The organism is Oryzihumus sp. JJN4-3R (assembly GCF_057747915.1).
In genome coordinates, this window is the sequence record NZ_CM173229.1 from 2,904,176 (window position 1) to 2,920,612 (window position 16,437).

Genomic DNA, 16,437 nt, shown 5'->3' on the forward strand with positions numbered 1-16,437 from the left:
GTGGCACCTAGACTCACGCCGTGCATGGCTTCGATGACAACACCGAGGAGCTCGGTGCGGCGATCCTGAAGTACGCCGAGGAACGGCTCAAGCTCGACCCGGTGCCGCTGGACGGTCCCCGGACCAAGGAGCAGCTCGACGCCGTGGCCGGCGAGACGATCACCCCCGAGGGCATGGGCGGCCTGGCGGCGCTGAAGCTGTTCGAGGACGACCTCGCCCCGGCGTGCATCTCCACCGACCACCCGCGCTACCTGTCCTTCATCCCCTGCGCGCCGACCGAGGCCGCGACGCTGTTCGACCTCGTCGTCGGCGCCTCCTCGATCTACGGCGGCTCATGGCTGGAGGGCGCCGGCGCCGTCCACGCCGAGAACCAGGCGCTGCGCTGGATCGCCGACCTCGCCGGGCTGCCGCCCCAGGCCGGCGGGGTGTTCGTGCCCGGCGGCACGGTCGGCAACCTGTCCGCCCTGGTGGCGGCCCGGCATACCGCCCGGATGAACCACACCGGCGACGGCCCGCGGCCCAACAAGGTCGCCGGTACCGTCGGGGCGCACTCCTCGATCAAGTCCGCCTGCGACGTCATGGACGCCGAGCTCGTCGGCGTCCAGGTGGACCACCGGCAGCGCCTCACCGGCGACAACCTGCGCCGGGTGCTCGAGGCCGAGGGCCCCGACCAGTTCTTCGCCGTCGTGGCGACGAGCGGCACGACCAACTTCGGCATCGTCGACGACCTGGCCTCGGTGGCCGAGGTGTGCCGCGAGTTCGGCATCTGGTTCCACGTCGACGGGGCCTACGGCGGCGCCGGCCTGGCCGCGCCGAGCGTGCGCCACCTCTACGCCGGCATCGAGCACGCCGACTCCTTCATCGTCGACCCGCACAAGTGGCTGTTCGCGCCGTTCGACTGCTGCGCGCTGCTCTACCGCGAGCCCGGCCTGGCCCGGGCCGCGCACACGCAGAAGGCGTCCTACCTCGACGTGCTCACCGAGGCCCCGGAGTGGAACCCCACCGACTACGCCGTCGGCCTGACCCGCCGGGCGCGCGGCCTGCCGTTCTGGTTCTCGCTGGCCGCCCACGGCACCCGCGCCTACACCGCCGCGATCGAGCGGACCCTCGAGGTCACCCGCTTCGCCGAGGCCGAGATCGCCCGGCGTGACTACACCGAGGCGCTGCGCGAGCCGGATCTGTCGGTCATCGTGTTCCGCCGGCTCGGCTGGGAGCCGGCCGACTACCACGCGTGGAGCGACAAGGTCCTCGCCGAGGAGTTCGCGTTCGTGGTGCCGACCTCGCACGACGGGGAGACCGTGGCCCGTTTCGCCATCGTCAACCCCAACACCACCGAGGCCGACATCACCGCGATCCTGGACTCCATGGCGGACCCGGCGCGACCCGCCACGGCCTTGGGCGAGTGAATGACATGGCTGTGATTCGGTCGCTACGATGAACCCGCACGACGAACCCCGGGAGGACCGCATGAGCGCTGCCGCAGAGGTCACGCAGACGTCCGCCGAGGAGCTGAGCGAGCGCGACCGCGAGATCATCGCCTTCGAGCGCCAGTGGTGGAAGTACGCCGGCGCCAAGGAGCAGGCGATCCGCGAGCTGTTCGACATGAGCGCCACCCGCTACTACCAGGTGCTCAACACCCTCATCGACAGCCCGGCGGCCCTGGAGGCCGACCCGATGCTGATCAAGCGCCTGCGCCGCCTGCGCGCGAGCCGCCAGCGCGCCCGCTCGGCCCGCCGCCTGGGGGTCCAGCTCTGAGGTGAGCCACCCGCTCACCGGGCCCGCGCGACATACCGGTCGTGCGGGCCTTGCCATGCCCGGGCCACGTTGTCGTGCGAGGGTGGGCGTCATGACTGCCGTCGTCGACTGGAGCACCCCCGAAGGCCTGCGATCGGCGCGGGAGTCGCTCGCCGCGACCATCCCCGGCTGGAGCGACCCGGCCCTGTATGCCGTGGGGATCGGTCCGGGGGCCGGCTCGCGTGAGGTGGGCTTCCCCCATGTCAACGCCGACGGCTCGCACCTGCTGCCCGCGGTGGTGCTGGCCAAGGTCCTCGGGCACCCGGGTGGGACCGCCACCTACGACCTGGGGGTGGACCAGCTCGCTGCCGCGGTGGAGCAGCTCGCGCCGGCCGAGGCGTGCACGGCCCACGAGCACCCCAACCTCTGGGCGTGGCGGGACCTGCTGGCCCAGGCCGCCGAGGTGCCGGCGCTGACCCTGACGGCGGTCTTCGTCGGGGACCTCGAGGACCCGCCGGCGTCCGAGGCCGACGCCGAGCTGCGCGCTCTCGTCGAGGCCGGTGGCGTGGCGCGCTGAGGAGCCGCCCGCAGACATTTGCACTCGGTGGGGTCGAGTGCTAATCATTGGGTTAGCACTCTCATCCTGAGAGTGACAATCTCGACCGTCTGTCGAGGGCCGGCGAAGGCAGCGACGTGAGCTGCGGGACCCGGTCCGTCCGTCGCGGGCGTCCGGCGGTCACCCGAAGAGTTTTCGCGTGGGAGGAACCACCCGAATGGCCAAGATCATCGCTTTCGATGAGGAGGCTCGCCGCGGTCTCGAGCGGGGTATGAACACCCTCGCCGACGCCGTCAAGGTGACCCTCGGTCCCAAGGGCCGCAACGTCGTGCTGGAGAAGAAGTGGGGCGCCCCCACGATCACCAACGACGGTGTGAGCATCGCCAAGGAGATCGAGCTCGAGGAGCCGTACGAGAAGATCGGCGCCGAGCTCGTCAAGGAAGTTGCCAAGAAGACCGACGACGTGGCCGGTGACGGCACCACGACCGCCACGGTCCTGGCCCAGGCGCTGGTGCGCGAGGGTCTGCGCAACGTCGCCGCGGGTGCCAACCCGATGGCCCTCAAGCGCGGCATCGAGAAGGCCGTCGAGGCCGTCTCCGCCCAGCTGCTGACGATGGCCAAGGACGTCGAGACCAAGGAGCAGATCGCCTCCACCGCCTCGATCTCCGCTGCTGACCCCCAGATCGGCGAGATGATCGCCGAGGCCATGGACAAGGTCGGCAAGGAAGGCGTCATCACCGTCGAGGAGAGCAACACCTTCGGCCTCGAGCTCGAGCTCACCGAGGGCATGCGCTTCGACAAGGGCTACATCAGCCCCTACTTCGTCACCGACACCGAGCGCATGGAGACCGTGCTCGAGGACCCCTACGTCCTCGTGCTCAACTCCAAGATCAGCAACGTCAAGGACCTGCTGCCGCTGCTCGAGAAGGTCATGCAGTCCGGCAAGCCGCTGGCGATCATCGCCGAGGACGTCGAGGGCGAGGCCCTGGCCACGCTGATCGTCAACAAGATCCGCGGCACCTTCAAGTCCGTCGCCGTCAAGGCCCCGGGCTTCGGCGACCGCCGCAAGGCCATGCTGCAGGACATCGCGATCCTGACCGGTGGCCAGGTCATCTCCGAGGAGGTCGGCCTCAAGCTCGAGAGCGCCGGTCTGGACCTGCTGGGCACCGCCCGCAAGGTCGTCGTCACCAAGGACGAGACCACCATCGTCGAGGGCTCCGGCGACACCGACCAGATCCAGGGCCGGGTCAACCAGATCCGCGCCGAAATCGAGAAGTCGGACTCCGACTACGACCGCGAGAAGCTCCAGGAACGCCTCGCCAAGCTCGCCGGCGGCGTCGCCGTCATCAAGGCGGGCGCGGCCACCGAGGTCGAGCTCAAGGAGCGCAAGCACCGCATCGAGGACGCCGTCCGCAACGCGAAGGCTGCCGTCGAGGAGGGCATCGTCGCCGGTGGTGGCGTGGCCCTGCTGCAGGCCACCGACGCCGCGTTCGAGAAGCTCGAGCTCGAGGGTGACGAGGCCACCGGCGCCAACATCGTGCGCGTCGCGGCCGAGGCCCCCCTCAAGCAGATCGCGATCAACGCCGGCCTCGAGGGTGGCGTCGTGGCGGAGAAGGTGCGCAACCTGCCCTCCGGCCACGGCCTCAACGCGGCCAACGGCGAGTACGTCGACCTGATCGCCGAGGGCATCATCGACCCGGCCAAGGTCACGCGTTCCGCCCTGCAGAACGCCGCCTCCATCGCGGCGCTGTTCCTCACCACCGAGGCCGTCATCGCCGACAAGCCCGAGAAGTCGGCCCCGGCCGCTCCGGGTGGCGGCGACATGGGTGGCATGGACTTCTGATCCTGACGGGTCAGCAGGTCTGAGCAACGCAGCAAGGGCGGTTCCCCCTCCGGGGGGAGCCGCCCTTCGCGCATGCCGTGTCCGTGCGCGTGCCTCACCGGCCGCCGGAGACGAGGTCGCGCAGCCGCTCCTGCCGGGCCTGGTTGCGGGCGGACCGCGCCCGGGCCCGGGCCGCCTTGGGCTCGGCGTAGAAGCGTCGGGCCCAGAACGAGGACGGTGTGGCGAGCCGGATCGCGCCGACCAAGGCGACCAGGGGGATGGGCAGGCCGATGAGCCCGGTGGCGAGCTTGCCCTTGAGCAGGCAGATGATGGTGTAGCCGAAGTGGATCAGCACGCCAACCGCGGTGACGACCGCGCCGGAGGTGGACAGCTCCTGGCGGGTGACGCCGAGCGGCGAGGAGCCGACCAGCACGGCCAGCCCGATGACGGCGGCCACCATCACGGCGTCGATGGACTTGCGCCCCTCGGCCGACCAGTAGACGTCCTCGAGGTGCAGCCACAGCGCGAACTCGTCGAGCGCCAGCGCCGCGCCGACGCCGAACAGCGCGCCCAGGACCTCCTGCCACGGCGAGACGGGGTCGAACCGGATCTCCAGCAGCCCCACGACGAGCACGAGGAGGATGCCCCACACCTGGTGGTGGACGTGGATCCCGCCGATGTGGACGTCCTTGACCGCTGACCCGCCGGCCGGGGCGCCTGCCGCGCGCCGATGGCGGATCCGCAAGGTGATGCGCCGGGTGAGCACGTAGGTGACCACGAACCCGATCACCGCCCACAGGGTCGCAACCCGTCCCGTGTCGACGAGGTAGTGGTACCAGGCGACCATCGCGTGACCTCCGGCTCCGAGCCCACCGAACGTACAACGGGGGCACAGCCCTGTCATCGCCCCGAGGGGGCACCCGCAGTGGGTCACCGGGCCGGTCGAGCAGACCCCGGCGAGCCGCGACACGCAGCGGAGGGCGCCCCGCAACGGGACGCCCTCCGTGCCTGGGACCGGGGTCAGCCGCTGAACATCGCGGTGTTCTGCTGCTCGGCCTGCGCGTACTGCGTGCCGGCCTGCTGCAGCGCCCGGCTGATGTGGTCGAGGGACTCGCGCACCCGGGTCTGGGTGGCCCGCCACTCCGCGACGACGCCCTGGAACCGCTGCGACGCCGAGCCCTGCCACGCGTCCTGCAGCGCCGTGAGTCGGCTCATCATCGCCGCCACCTGGGCGTCGACCTCGCCGGAGATCCGCTGGATGTCGCCCGACGCGGCCTCGATGCGCGCGGTGTCGACCGTGAACTGACTGCTCATGGTGTGCCATCCCCCTGTCCGGCCGGGGCCCCGCTGGCCCGCGGCGACCCTGCGAACCTAACCTGAGCGGCGGGACGCCCCGGGGTTATCCACATCCGGTCCGGGGACGACGGGAGGAGCGCCGTGGCGATCTTGATCGACCCGCCCCGCTGGCCCGCGCACGGGCGTCTGTGGAGCCACCTCATCAGCGACACCTCCTACGGCGAGCTGCACGAGTTCGCCGCGGCCAACGGCATACCCCGGCGGGGCTTCGAGGGCGACCACTACGACGTGCCGGAGGAGCGGTATGCCGCGCTGGTCGCCGCCGGGGCCCGGCCGGTGGCCGGGACCGAGCTGGCGCGCCGGCTGCGCGACAGCGGGCTGCGCTTCCCCAAGCGCAAGGGGGAGTGGCCGCTGGCCCGCCACCACGACGTGCTGGTCAACCTCGACCTGCCGCACCGCCTCGACGTGGTCGCCTCGCCGCTGCCGCCCCCGGAGCCGCAGACCGCCGCCGCGGCCGTCTTCGTCACCGACGTCGTGGGCGACTTCCTGCTGGTGCACTCGGTGGTCCGGGACGCGTGGGGCGCCCCCGCCGGAGGCCGCGAGCCCGGGGAGGGGGTCCGGGCCGGCGCCGTGCGGGAGGTCCGCGAGGAGAGCGGGCTGGTCATCGACGAGGACGGCCTGCGCCACTGCGGCTACGAGCGGATCACCATCGAGGGCGATGCCAGCGCCCATCGCTGGCCTCACCGGCGCAACTACGTCGCGGTCTTCACCTACCGCCTCGGGCACGCCCGGCCGCCGGTGTCCCCGCAGCTGGAGGACGTCGACCTGGCCGAGTGGGTGGACCTGGCCGAGATGGAGCGCCGCTGCGCGCGCGAGTTCTGGTGGCCGCTGGTCGAGCGCCGCGACCTGTGGCCGTGAGCCGGCTCAGCGCAGCCGGGCCAGCTCCCGCCCGAGGTTGACCCGGGCGGGCGCCTCCCACTCCCGCAGCGCCGGAAGGGTGCGGTAGATCCGGTCGCGGTGCACCAGCGGCTCCAGCACGGCCGTGCGCCCGGCGCGGTAGGCGTCGTCGTCGACGTGGGCGTACTCCTCGCGCACCTGCGCGCAGTACTCGTCGAAGCGCTGCTCCGGCGCGGAGAGCACCCACAGGTCGGCGTCGTGGAACGCGGCCGCCACCGGGTCGTCGGCGTCGTGGTCGTGGGCGGCGGTGAGCTCGACGAGCCGGGCGACGGTGTGCTGGTCGTGCTCGCCGAAACCGAGTGAGCGCAACGACTCCCGGGCCAGGTCGGCGCTGGCCGACTCGTTCGCGCCGGGCACGGCGCGGGGGTCGTAGACGGCGTCGTGGAACCAGGCGGCGACCCGGCCGAGGGTGCAGCCGCGGTCGTCCACGGCGCCCGCGATCTCCAGGTCCTCCAGCGCCCAGAACATCTCCACCAGGTGCGTGGTGGTGTGGTAGCGCCGTGCCGGGTCGGTCCAGCGCCTGAGCAGCCCCGAGCCGACCGCGGTCAGCGCGTCGTTGTGGACACCGGGGGACAGGCTGCGGACGTCGAGCGTCCACCACGTGATGAGGGCAGGCACGGCCGTCAGTGTGTCAGGCGGCGAGCTCGTCGGGCAGGTCCTGCGTGTGCAGGACCGTCAGCGCCGAGACCGCACGGGTGAGGATGACGTAGAGGCGGCGCAACCCGGTCCGCTCGTCCGGCTCGGCCGCGGCGATCGCGGCGGGCTCGAGGACGATGACGCGGTCGAACTCCAGGCCCTTGGCCACGGTGGCCGGGACGAGGTCGACCTGGTGCTCCACGTCGCCGTGGTCGAGGCCGAGGACGCCGTGCTCGATCGCCTTGGCGGAGAGGGCCTCCGAGGCGCGGAGCAGGTCGGCGTCGGGGACGATCACCCCGACCGAGCCCGGCACCGCACAGGTCTGCACGACGTGGTCGGTCAGCTGCTCGAGGAGTTCCCCGGCCTCCACGCGGACGATGTCCAGCCGGCCCGGGTTCTCACGCACCGACACCGGCGCGCCCAGCCCGGGCGCCATCGACGGCAGCAGCCGGGCGGCGAAGTCGATGACGCTGGCCGGCACGCGGAAGCCGCGGTCGAGCACCTCGACGTGGCCTCCCGGCTTGCCCAGGTGCGACAGTGAGGACTCCCAGGAGTCGGTCGCCCACGGTGTCGTGCCCTGCGCGATGTCGCCCAGGACGGTGGCCGACCCGGTGGAGCAGCGGCGCCCGACGGCCCGCAGCTGCATCGGGGACAGGTCCTGGGCCTCGTCGAGGACGACGTGACCCAGGCTGGTGGTGCGTTGCAGGTGGTCGCCGAGCTCGTCGAGCAGCACGCAGTCGTGCACCGACCAGCGGGCAGCACCCTTGGTGCGCGGCGGTTTCGGCCACACCAGCAGCTCCTGCTCCGCGGCGTCGAGCAGGTCGGTGGTGTGACCGGCCAGCGCCTCGGCGTCGGAGAGCAGGGAGAACAGCACGGCGCGGGGGTCGAGGGCGGGCCAGAGCGTCGCGGCATACCGCTTGACGGCGCTGCTGCGGGCGACCGCGTCCTGGACGCGGTCGTCGGGGGAGTCGCCGGCGGCCTCCATCCGCAGGAGGACCGCGTGGGCGAGGCGCTGCGGCAGCATCTGCCGGGCCGCCTCGTAGCGGACGCCGCGGCCGCGCAGCTCCGCGACGATCTCCTCCACCTCGTATGCCGGCACGCGCCACTTGCGCGCGCCGCGCGGCACGACCAGCGGCTCCCGCGGGGTGGCGACGTGGGCCCAGACCGCCCGGCGCAGGAGCTCGGCCATCCGGGGGTCGCCCTTGAGCACGGCGGTGTCGACCTCGTCGGCGCCGCGCACGGGCACGGAGGCGACCAGCTCCTCGATGGTGGCGTGCTTGACCTCGACCTCGCCGAGGGCGGGCAGCACCGCTCCGATGTGGTCGAGGAAGGCGCGGTTGGGGCCGATGACGAGGACGCCGGCCCGGGCCAGCTTGTCCCGGAAGGCGTAGAGCAGCCAGGCCGCGCGGTGCAGGCCCACGGCGGTCTTGCCGGTGCCGGGCGCCCCCTGGACGCAGACCGTCGTCGCGACGTCGGAGCGGACGATCTCGTCCTGCTCGGGCTGGATCGTGGCCACGATGTCGCGCATCGGCCCCTCGCGGGGCCGCTCGATCTCGGTCGCGAGGATCGTGCTGCGCGTGTCGTGCTCGGCGCGGTCGGTGAGGTGCTCGTCCTCATAGGCGGTCAGCTGGCCCCGGTCGACGCCGAAGCGCCGGCGCAGCGTGACGCCCATCGGCTCGGTGCGGGAGGCGCGGTAGAAGGCGGTGGAGACGTCGGCGCGCCAGTCGATGACGACGGGGTCACCCTGCTCGTCGGCGACGTGCCGGCGCCCGATGTACCAGCGCTCCATCCCCTCGCCGTCGGTGCTCGGGTCCCAGGCGGCATCGCGGTCGATCCGGCCGAAGAACAGCGTCGAGCGGGGGTCGTCGACCAGCGAGGCGGCCCGGCGGTACAGCGTCGCGGCGAGGAACTCGCTGGAGACCCGGTCGCCGCCGTGCGCCTCCAGGGCGAGGGTCTGCTCGCGCATCCGGGCCAGCTCGGCGCGGGCCCGGGCAAGGTAGTCGCGTTCGCGTTGCAGCTCGGGGGCCACCGACATGACGACAGACGCCTTCCTCGGGCAGGTGCAGGGGGAGCCGTGCAGCCTAACCCGAGGAAGGCGTCCGCCGGTAGCGGTTCTGCCGGTCGTGACCGGCGACCCGGCGCCGACGCCCCGGACGGCGTCGGCGCCGGACGAGGGCTACTGGTTGGTGTCCGGTCGCACCGCGAGGGTGACCGGGATCTGCAGCTGCTTGCCGCCGCGGACGACCGTGAGCGTGACCTTCTCGCCGACGGTGCGCTCGCGGATCTGGGCCACGAGGGACTCGGCGCTGGAGACCGGGGTGCCGTTGACCGCGATGATCGCGTCACCGGTCTTGAGGCCGGCGTCGGCGGCCGGGGTGCCCGAGACGACCTGGCCGATCTGGGCGGCCGAGCGCCTGGCCGACCCGTCGGAGACGGTCGCGTCGCGCGAGCTGACCCCCAGGTAGGCGTGCTGGGCCTTGCCGCTGGAGATGAGCTGGTTGGCGATCGCCTTGACCTCGTTGACCGGGATCGCGAAGCCGATGCCGATGTTGCCGCTCTGGCTGCCGGAGGAGGACCCGGAGACCTGGGCGATCGAGGAGTTGATCCCGACGAGCTGGCCGCTGGCGTTGACCAGCGCGCCGCCGCTGTTGCCGGGGTTGATGGCGGCGCTGGTCTGGATCGCGTTGGTGACGACCGGCTCACCGGTGGACTGGTTGAACGGGTCGCTGCCCGAGCTGTCCTGCGTCGTGACCGGCCGGTTGAGCGCGCTGACGATGCCCGTCGTGACGGTGCCGGCCAGGCCCAGCGGGTTGCCGACGGCCATGACCGGCTCACCGACGGTGAGCTTGGTGGCGTCGCCCAGCGAGATCGGGACGAGGTCGCCGGGGGCGTTCTGCAGCTTGATGACGGCCAGGTCGGTCGCCGGGTCGGTGCCCACGACGGTGGCGGTGTAGCTGCGCTCGTCGGACAGGGTCACGGTGATCTGCGCACCGTTGCCCAGGCCGGCCACGACGTGGTTGTTGGTCACCACGTGGCCCGCCTTGTCGATGATGACGCCGGAGCCCTTCGCGGTGCCGGCCTGGCTCTCGATCGAGATCGCGACGACGCTGGGGACGACGGCCTTGGACGTGGCGGCCCAGTTGGGGGCCGAGGGGTTGGCCTGGACCACCGGGGCCGAGGGGCCGGAGCCGCCGATGGTGCTCGAGGAGCCGACCGTCGAGCCCGTCCCACCCCCGTCGGTGTGGGTCACGGCATACGTCGTGCCGCTGGCGAGGAGGGCGGCGAGCACGGCCACGGAGGCGAGCTCGACGAACCGGCGCGGCCGGGCCGGCCGCTCGGCGGCGGCCCCGGCCTGGGTCCACACCGGCGGGGGCGGGGGCTCGGTCGGGTGCTGGGGGGCGGCCGGGCCGGGCACCGGCCGCGTGGGGTGCTCGCCGTACCAGAGCGGCTGCGTCTGCTGCTGCGACTCGGGGGCGGGCGGGACCGGTCCGTGGGTCATCGTGGGTCACTCCTTAGCGGGCTGTGGTAGGTCCTACCCAACCCCGGCGAGGTCAAGCCCGGCTGGGCGAAGGCTGGGAGTTTGCTGTGGGCAGGTCCACGACGAAGGTGGCACCGCCGCCGGGGGTCTCGGCGACCCCGACCTTGCCCCGGTGGGAGCTCACGATGGCGGCGACGATCGCCAGCCCCAGGCCGTTGCCGCCGCCGTGGCCCCGCATGCGGGAGGGGTCGGCGCGGTAGAACCGCTCGAACACGCGGCGCGCCTTGGCCGGGTCGACGCCGGGGCCGTGGTCGCGCACCTCGAGCTGGGCGCGCCCCGGGGTGCGCGACCCGACGGCGATCTCCAGCGGCGTGCCGGCCGGGGTGTGGTTGATCGCGTTGCCGACGAGGTTGGTGAGCACCTGGCGCAGCCGCGCCTCGTCGCCCTCGACCGTGGTCGGCTGCAGGTGGCCACCGAGGCCCTGGACGCGCACCTCCCGGGTCGGGTCGAGCGCACGGGCGTCCTGCGCCGCGTCGGCCGCCAGCACCGTCAGGTCCACCGGGCTGAACGTCATCGGCCGCTCGCCGTCGAGGCGGGCGAGCAGGAGCAGGTCCTCGACGAGGACGCCCATGCGCTGGGCCTCGTCCTCGATCCGGCGCATCGCCGAGGCGACGTCCTCGGGCTTGGTGACCGCCCCCTGGCGGAACAGCTCGGCGTAGCCGCGGACGGCGGCGAGCGGGGTCCTCAGCTCGTGCGAGGCGTCGGCGACGAACTGGCGCATCCGCTCCTCGGAGGCCTCCCGCACGGCGAAGCTCTGCTCGATCTGGGCGAGCATCACGTTGAGCGACCGGGACAGGCTGGTCACCTCGTCGTTGGCGGTGCGCTCGGGGATGCGCCGGGTCAGGTCGCCCCCGGCGATCGCGGCGGCGGTGTCCTCGATCTCGGTCAGCGGGCGGAAGGCCCGGCGGACGGCGAACCAGCCCATGAGCGCCGACGCGAGCATGACGGCCAGGCCGATGCCGAGCAGCGACTCCTTCATGTCCTGCACGGAGGCGTCGACGTCGAACAGCGGCACGGCGATCGCGTAGATCACCGGCTCGCCCTCCTGGGTGATGCCGGCGCCGGCGACCATCCGCCAGCGGCCGTCACCGTCGGTGGAGGGGACGGTGAACGGGGCGTGGGTGCGCACCCGGTTGTCGGTCAGCTTCAGCGCCGGGACCTTGGGGTGCTCCTTGGCCTCGGCGGTGGACGGCGGCCCGGCGACCACCGTGCCGTCGCTGGGGACGATGAAGCGGGTGGCGTAGTTGGTCGGCAGCCCGCGCCGGCTGTCGAGCGACCGTGAGGCCTGGACGATCGTGGGACCGGCGGCGGTGCGCAGGTCGGCGTCGACGGCCGTCATCAGCGAGCGGCGCATGAGGAACAGCGCGGTCGTGCCGGTGAGGGTGAGCGCGACGAAGAGCAGGATGAGGACCACGGCCACGAGGCGGACGCGCAGGGGCAGGGCCTCCAGCGGCTGGCGCAGCCGCGCACCTCGGCCGTGCAACCACCGCTCGCGCCCGGACGCCGTGGTGCCGGCGCCGTCGGTCGCGGGGGCCGACGTGGACGCGGAGGCGGGAGCGGTCATGAGGTCTCGGGGGGCAGCCGCAGCACGTAGCCCACACCGCGCTTGGTGTGGATGAGCGCCGGCTCCTCGAGGTCGACCTTGCGCCGCAGGTAGGAGATGTAGGACTCGACGATGCCGGACTCGCCACGGAAGTCGTAGTCCCAGACGTGGTCGAGGATCTGCGCCTTGGACAGCACCCGGTTGGGGTTGAGCATGAGGTAGCGCAGCAGCTTGAACTCGGTGGGGGACACGTCGATGATCCGCGAGCCGCGACGCACCTCGTGGGAGTCCTCGTCGAGCTCGAGGTCGTGGAAGCGCAGCGCGCCGTCGCCGTCGGCCTCCCCACCGCGGGTGCGACGCAGCACCGCCCGGATCCGGGCGACGACCTCCTCCAGGCTGAACGGCTTGGTGACGTAGTCGTCGCCGCCGACGGTCAGCCCCTTGACCTTGTCGTCGAGGGAGTCGCGGGCGGTGACGAACACGATGGGCAGCATCCGCCCGGAGTCGCGCAGCTTGCGGGTGACGGTGAAGCCGTCCATGTCGGGCAGCATCACGTCGAGCACGACGAGGTCGGGTGCGTGCTCGCCGGCCTGCTTGATCGCGCTGGCGCCGTCGGCGGCCACGTGCACCTCGAAGCCGGCGAAGCGCAGCGAGGTCGCCAGCAGCTCGCGGATGTTGGGCTCGTCCTCGACGACGAGCAGGCGTGCCTCAGGAGTCGTGGTCGTCACGAACCTCAGTGTGTATGCCGTGCCTGTGAGTTCGCTGGGAAAACCCTGCGTCTGTCGCGGTGTCAGTCCCCGGCGACGACGTCGTCGGCGTCGACGATGCGGTAGGCGTAGCCCTGCTCGGCGAGGAAGCGTTGCCGGTGGGCGGCGAAGTCGGCGTCGACGGTGTCCCGCGCGACCACCGTGTAGAAGTGCGCGGTGCGGCCGTCACCCTTGGGGCGCAGCACCCGGCCGAGGCGCTGGGCCTCCTCCTGGCGGGAGCCGAAGGTGCCCGACACCTGCACGGCGATGCTCGCCTCGGGCAGGTCGATCGAGAAGTTGGCGACCTTGGACACCACGAGCAGGTCGATCTCGCCGGTGCGGAACTGCTGGAACAGCTTCTGCCGCACGGTCACCGACGTCTCGCCGGTGATGACCGGGGCGTCCAGCCGGTCGGCCAGGGAGTCGAGCTGGTCGAGGTACTGCCCGATGACCAGGGTCGGCTCGCCCCGGTGCTTGGCGACGATCGACTCGACGACGCGGTCCTTGCTCGTGGAGCAGGACGCCAGCCGGTAGCGGTCCTCGGCCTCGGCCATCGCGTAGGTCATCCGCTCGGCGTCGGGCAGGGTCACCCGGACCTCGACGCAGTCGGCGGGCGCGATGTAGCCCTGCGCCTCGATGTCCTTCCACGGGGCGTCGAAGCGCTTGGGCCCGATCAGGCTGAACACGTCGGCCTCGCGGCCGTCCTCGCGCACGAGCGTGGCGGTCAGCCCCAGCCGCCGGCGGGCCTGCAGGTCGGCGGTCATCCGGAAGATCGGGGCGGGCAGCAGGTGCACCTCGTCGTAGACGATCAGCCCCCAGTCGCGGGCGTCGAGCAGGTCGAGGTGGGGGTAGACGCCCTTCCGCTTCAGGGTGAGCACCTGGTAGGTCGCGATGGTGACCGGGCGGATCTCCTTGCGGGCGCCGGAGTACTCCCCGATCTCGTCCTCGGTCAGGGAGGTGCGCCGGACCAGCTCGTCGCGCCACTGCCGCGCCGAGACGGTGTTGGTCACGAGGATGAGGGTCGTGGCCTTGGCCTCGGCCATGGCGCCGGCACCGACGAGGGTCTTGCCCGCACCGCACGGCAGCACCACGACGCCCGAGCCGCCGTGCCAGAAGCCGTTGACCGCCTGCTGCTGGTAGGGCCGCAGCGACCAGCCCTCCTCGGCGAGGTGGATCGGGTGGGCCTCGCCGTCGACGTAGCCGGCCATGTCCTCCGCCGGCCAGCCGACCTTGAGCAGCTGCTGCTTGAGGTGGCCCCGCTCGGAGGGGTGCACGAGCACGGTGGAGTCGTCGAGCCGCTCCCCGAGCAGGGGCTGGATCTTCCTGTGGCGCAGGACCTCCTCGAGGACCGGGCGGTCGGTGCTGTGCAGCACCAGCCGGTCACCGTCCTTCTCCAGGCGCAGGCGACCGTAGCGGTCCATCGTGTCGGCGACGTCCACGAGCAGGGCGTGCGGCACGGCATACCGGCTGTGCGTGATGAGCGCGTTGACGACCTGCTCGGCGTCGTGACCGGCGGCCCGCGCGTTCCACAGGCCGAGCGGCGTCAGCCGGTAGGTGTGGACGTGCTCGGGGGCCCGCTCGAGCTCGGCGAAGGGTGCAATCGCCCGCCGGGCCTCCTCGGCGCCGGGGTGGTCGACCTCGAGCAGGAGGGTCTTGTCGCTCTGGACGATCAGGGGGCCGTCGGGCACGCGTTCGTCTCCTCGCTCGCGGTGGGGTGGGGCCGGGGGGCCCGGCGCCGTGGAGGGCCGGACACGGGGTCAACGTCGACGCCGGTCCCATCCTTCCCGGTCGGGGCGGCGGGGCACACGCGCGCGGTCGGGGTCACTCCAGCGCGAGGGCCAGGTCGCGGAATGCGCGACCCGGGCCCTCGGCCGCCCAGCGGCGCAGCAGCGGCTCCGCCCCGCCCGGTGCGGCGGCGATGCCGAGCGAGCGGCTGGGAGCCCACTCGTGCGTCGGCGCGGTGTGGTCGTGATGCCCTGCGTCCGGCGACCCCTCGCTGCAGGCCTGGCACAGGAGGTGCAGGCTGGCCGTCCAGTCCTCCGCGCTGCCACCCGTGGCCCCCAGCAGCTCGGTCAGGGCGTCCACCGCGGCCTCGTCCGGCGCCTCGACCGTCACCGTCCACGTGGACCGGGTCGACCGTCGCCAGAGGGCGATCTCGTTGAAGACGCCGAGCTCGTGCTCGCCGAGGCGCCGCGAGCCCACCGTGTCGCCGTCGTGCAGGACGACGTCGCCGAACCGGTGGCCCGACTCGGGGCTGGGGACGTTGAGGACCTCGATCCGGCTGGGGCACAGCCGCCGGCCCCACACCACCTCGGTCTGCCACTCCTGCCCGTCCACCTCCAGCGGGACCTCTCCGACGAACCGGGCAGCGGCGTTGAGGCGCACCGGTGCCGGGCCGAAGTCGGCCTCCACCGGAGCGTCGTCGGGGGCGTCCGGGGCGGCGGAGCGGTCCGGCAGGGTGATGCCGAACGCGGCCCAGGCACGGCGGGCGGTCGCCCAGTCGTGCAGCGCGGTCGCGGCGATGCCCAGGTTCCAGGCCGCCGGCTCACCGGCACGGCGGTGAGCCGGCATGAGGTCGAGCGCCGTGGCGTTGAAGTCGCGCGAGGCGGTCCAGTCGCGGCGCCACTTGGCGAGCATGCCGCGGTCGTACCAGAACTCCGTGGACCCGGGTCGGCGCCGCAGGACCTCGGCGGCCAGGGCGTCGACCAGCGCGGCCCGTGCTGAGGTGTCCGCGTCGTCCTCACCCTGCTCGATCGACAGGCTCAGCTCGCGGTAGCGCCGCAGCAGCTCCTCGTCGGTGAGTCCGCCGACGTCGTTCCCGGGGTCGGGCCGGGACCCGCGCAGGAAGGGCACCCTGGCCGTCAGTAGGTGCCGTCGAACTGGTTGCTGCTGTTGTTGCCCGAGACGATCGCGAGCGTGATGAGGGCGGCGGCGAGCAGGATGACGACGCCGGCGTTGACGCCGAACACGATCCAGCCGGTGCGCGCCTTCCTGCGCGAGCCCGCCGGGTCGGTGGAGTTCGAGGTGAGGGCCATGATGCCGATGATCAGGCTGGGGATGCCGATGACGCAGGTGCTCAGCGTCGCGATGGCGGAGACGATCGTGAGGACGATCGCCGAGGTGTTGGTCGGGGCGACGCCGGCAGGGTTCTGGTAGTAGGCCGGGGTGCCCGGCTGGGCGCCGTGCTGGGCCCAGTACTGCTGCTGGCCGTAGCCCTGCTGGGGGTAGCCACCCTGCTGCGGCGGGTAGGGCGGCTGCTGCGGGTAGCCACCCTGCTGGGGCGGGTAGGGGCTGGGCTGCCCGGGGGTCTGCGGCGAGGCGTAGGGGGAGGCCGGCTGGGCGGGCTGCTGGCCGCCGTAGGGGTAGGCCGGGCTGGAGCCCGGGGCCGGGGGCGCGACGGGAGGCGGCGTCGGGCCGGTCGGGGCCGGGGGCGTGGACGGCAGCGGGGGCGGCTCCGGCGTGCTCCCGCCGGCGGGCTCCTGCGACATCGGCGCGGTCGGGTCCGACCACAGCGGGGCCGTGGGATCCGAGGTGTTCTCGTCGTCGCGTGGCGTCGTGGAGTCGCTCATCAGTGTCCGTGCCTTTCAGCGTGGCCCCCTGCTCGGGCCT

Annotated in this window: 15 protein-coding genes; 5 read left to right on the forward strand and 10 right to left on the reverse strand. The window is 72.8% G+C overall.

Annotation, left to right across the window (positions count from 1 at the left end):
- Positions 1-20 precede the first annotated feature (20 nt).
- From AC3ANM_RS13915 to groL, 4 genes are all read left to right on the forward strand, one after another.
- Positions 21-1,406, forward strand: a complete 1,386-nt coding sequence (locus AC3ANM_RS13915) for a pyridoxal phosphate-dependent decarboxylase family protein (protein ID WP_488285009.1) — start codon at positions 21-23, stop codon at positions 1,404-1,406.
- Between the two features lie 28 nt (positions 1,407-1,434).
- A complete protein-coding gene (gene napA, locus AC3ANM_RS13920; RefSeq protein ID WP_488285010.1) occupies positions 1,435-1,755 on the forward strand; it encodes a nucleoid-associated protein NapA in 321 nt (106 codons plus the stop codon).
- A 91-nt stretch (positions 1,756-1,846) separates the two neighbouring features.
- Positions 1,847-2,311, forward strand: coding sequence for a hypothetical protein (locus tag AC3ANM_RS13925; protein ID WP_488285011.1), 465 nt, complete (start codon positions 1,847-1,849; stop codon positions 2,309-2,311).
- A gap of 196 nt (positions 2,312-2,507) precedes the next feature.
- Positions 2,508-4,133, forward strand: coding sequence for a chaperonin GroEL (gene groL, locus AC3ANM_RS13930; protein WP_488285012.1), 1,626 nt, complete (start codon positions 2,508-2,510; stop codon positions 4,131-4,133).
- Positions 4,134-4,227: 94 nt separating this feature from the next.
- Here groL and AC3ANM_RS13935 read toward each other — a convergent pair whose 3' ends face one another.
- Both AC3ANM_RS13935 and AC3ANM_RS13940 read right to left on the reverse strand, forming a co-directional pair.
- The gene (locus AC3ANM_RS13935) at positions 4,228-4,959 is read right to left on the reverse strand and encodes a hypothetical protein (RefSeq protein ID WP_488285013.1); all 732 of its coding nucleotides are present in this window, start codon (positions 4,957-4,959) and stop codon (positions 4,228-4,230) included.
- Between the two features lie 173 nt (positions 4,960-5,132).
- Positions 5,133-5,426, reverse strand: coding sequence for a WXG100 family type VII secretion target (locus tag AC3ANM_RS13940; RefSeq protein ID WP_488285014.1), 294 nt, complete (start codon positions 5,424-5,426; stop codon positions 5,133-5,135).
- Positions 5,427-5,549: 123 nt separating this feature from the next.
- Here AC3ANM_RS13940 and AC3ANM_RS13945 point away from each other — a divergent pair, with 123 nt between their 5' ends.
- Positions 5,550-6,326 (forward strand): DUF4031 domain-containing protein, encoded by a 777-nt coding sequence (locus tag AC3ANM_RS13945; RefSeq protein ID WP_488285015.1) that lies wholly within the window; start codon positions 5,550-5,552, stop codon positions 6,324-6,326.
- Positions 6,327-6,332: 6 nt separating this feature from the next.
- On the opposite strand, the gene AC3ANM_RS13950 is transcribed toward AC3ANM_RS13945, so the two are convergent.
- The 8 genes from AC3ANM_RS13950 to AC3ANM_RS13985 all read right to left on the reverse strand — a co-directional run bounded on the left by AC3ANM_RS13950 (position 6,333) and on the right by AC3ANM_RS13985 (position 16,397).
- Entirely contained in the window at positions 6,333-6,983 is a 651-nt protein-coding gene (locus tag AC3ANM_RS13950) for an HD domain-containing protein (protein WP_488285016.1), read from the reverse strand.
- Positions 6,984-6,996: 13 nt separating this feature from the next.
- Positions 6,997-9,036 (reverse strand): HelD family protein, encoded by a 2,040-nt coding sequence (locus AC3ANM_RS13955; protein WP_488285017.1) that lies wholly within the window; start codon positions 9,034-9,036, stop codon positions 6,997-6,999.
- Positions 9,037-9,177: 141 nt separating this feature from the next.
- On the reverse strand, positions 9,178-10,500 hold the full coding sequence (locus AC3ANM_RS13960; protein WP_488285018.1) for a S1C family serine protease: 1,323 nt from the start codon (positions 10,498-10,500) through the stop codon (positions 9,178-9,180).
- Between the two features lie 52 nt (positions 10,501-10,552).
- Positions 10,553-12,103, reverse strand: a complete 1,551-nt coding sequence (locus tag AC3ANM_RS13965) for a sensor histidine kinase (protein WP_488285019.1) — start codon at positions 12,101-12,103, stop codon at positions 10,553-10,555.
- Positions 12,100-12,810 carry a response regulator transcription factor gene (locus tag AC3ANM_RS13970; protein WP_488285020.1) on the reverse strand — a complete coding sequence of 237 codons (711 nt, stop codon included), beginning with the start codon at positions 12,808-12,810 and terminating at the stop codon, positions 12,100-12,102. Before AC3ANM_RS13970 ends, AC3ANM_RS13965 begins: the two co-directional genes overlap by 4 nt.
- Before the next feature lie 62 nt (positions 12,811-12,872).
- Positions 12,873-14,516 (reverse strand): DNA repair helicase XPB, encoded by a 1,644-nt coding sequence (locus tag AC3ANM_RS13975; protein WP_488285021.1) that lies wholly within the window; start codon positions 14,514-14,516, stop codon positions 12,873-12,875.
- A 133-nt stretch (positions 14,517-14,649) separates the two neighbouring features.
- Positions 14,650-15,681 (reverse strand): tetratricopeptide repeat protein, encoded by a 1,032-nt coding sequence (locus AC3ANM_RS13980; protein ID WP_488285022.1) that lies wholly within the window; start codon positions 15,679-15,681, stop codon positions 14,650-14,652.
- 8 nt (positions 15,682-15,689) lie between these two features.
- Entirely contained in the window at positions 15,690-16,397 is a 708-nt protein-coding gene (locus AC3ANM_RS13985; RefSeq protein ID WP_488285023.1) for a hypothetical protein, read from the reverse strand.
- Between the last annotated feature and the right edge of the window lie 40 nt (positions 16,398-16,437).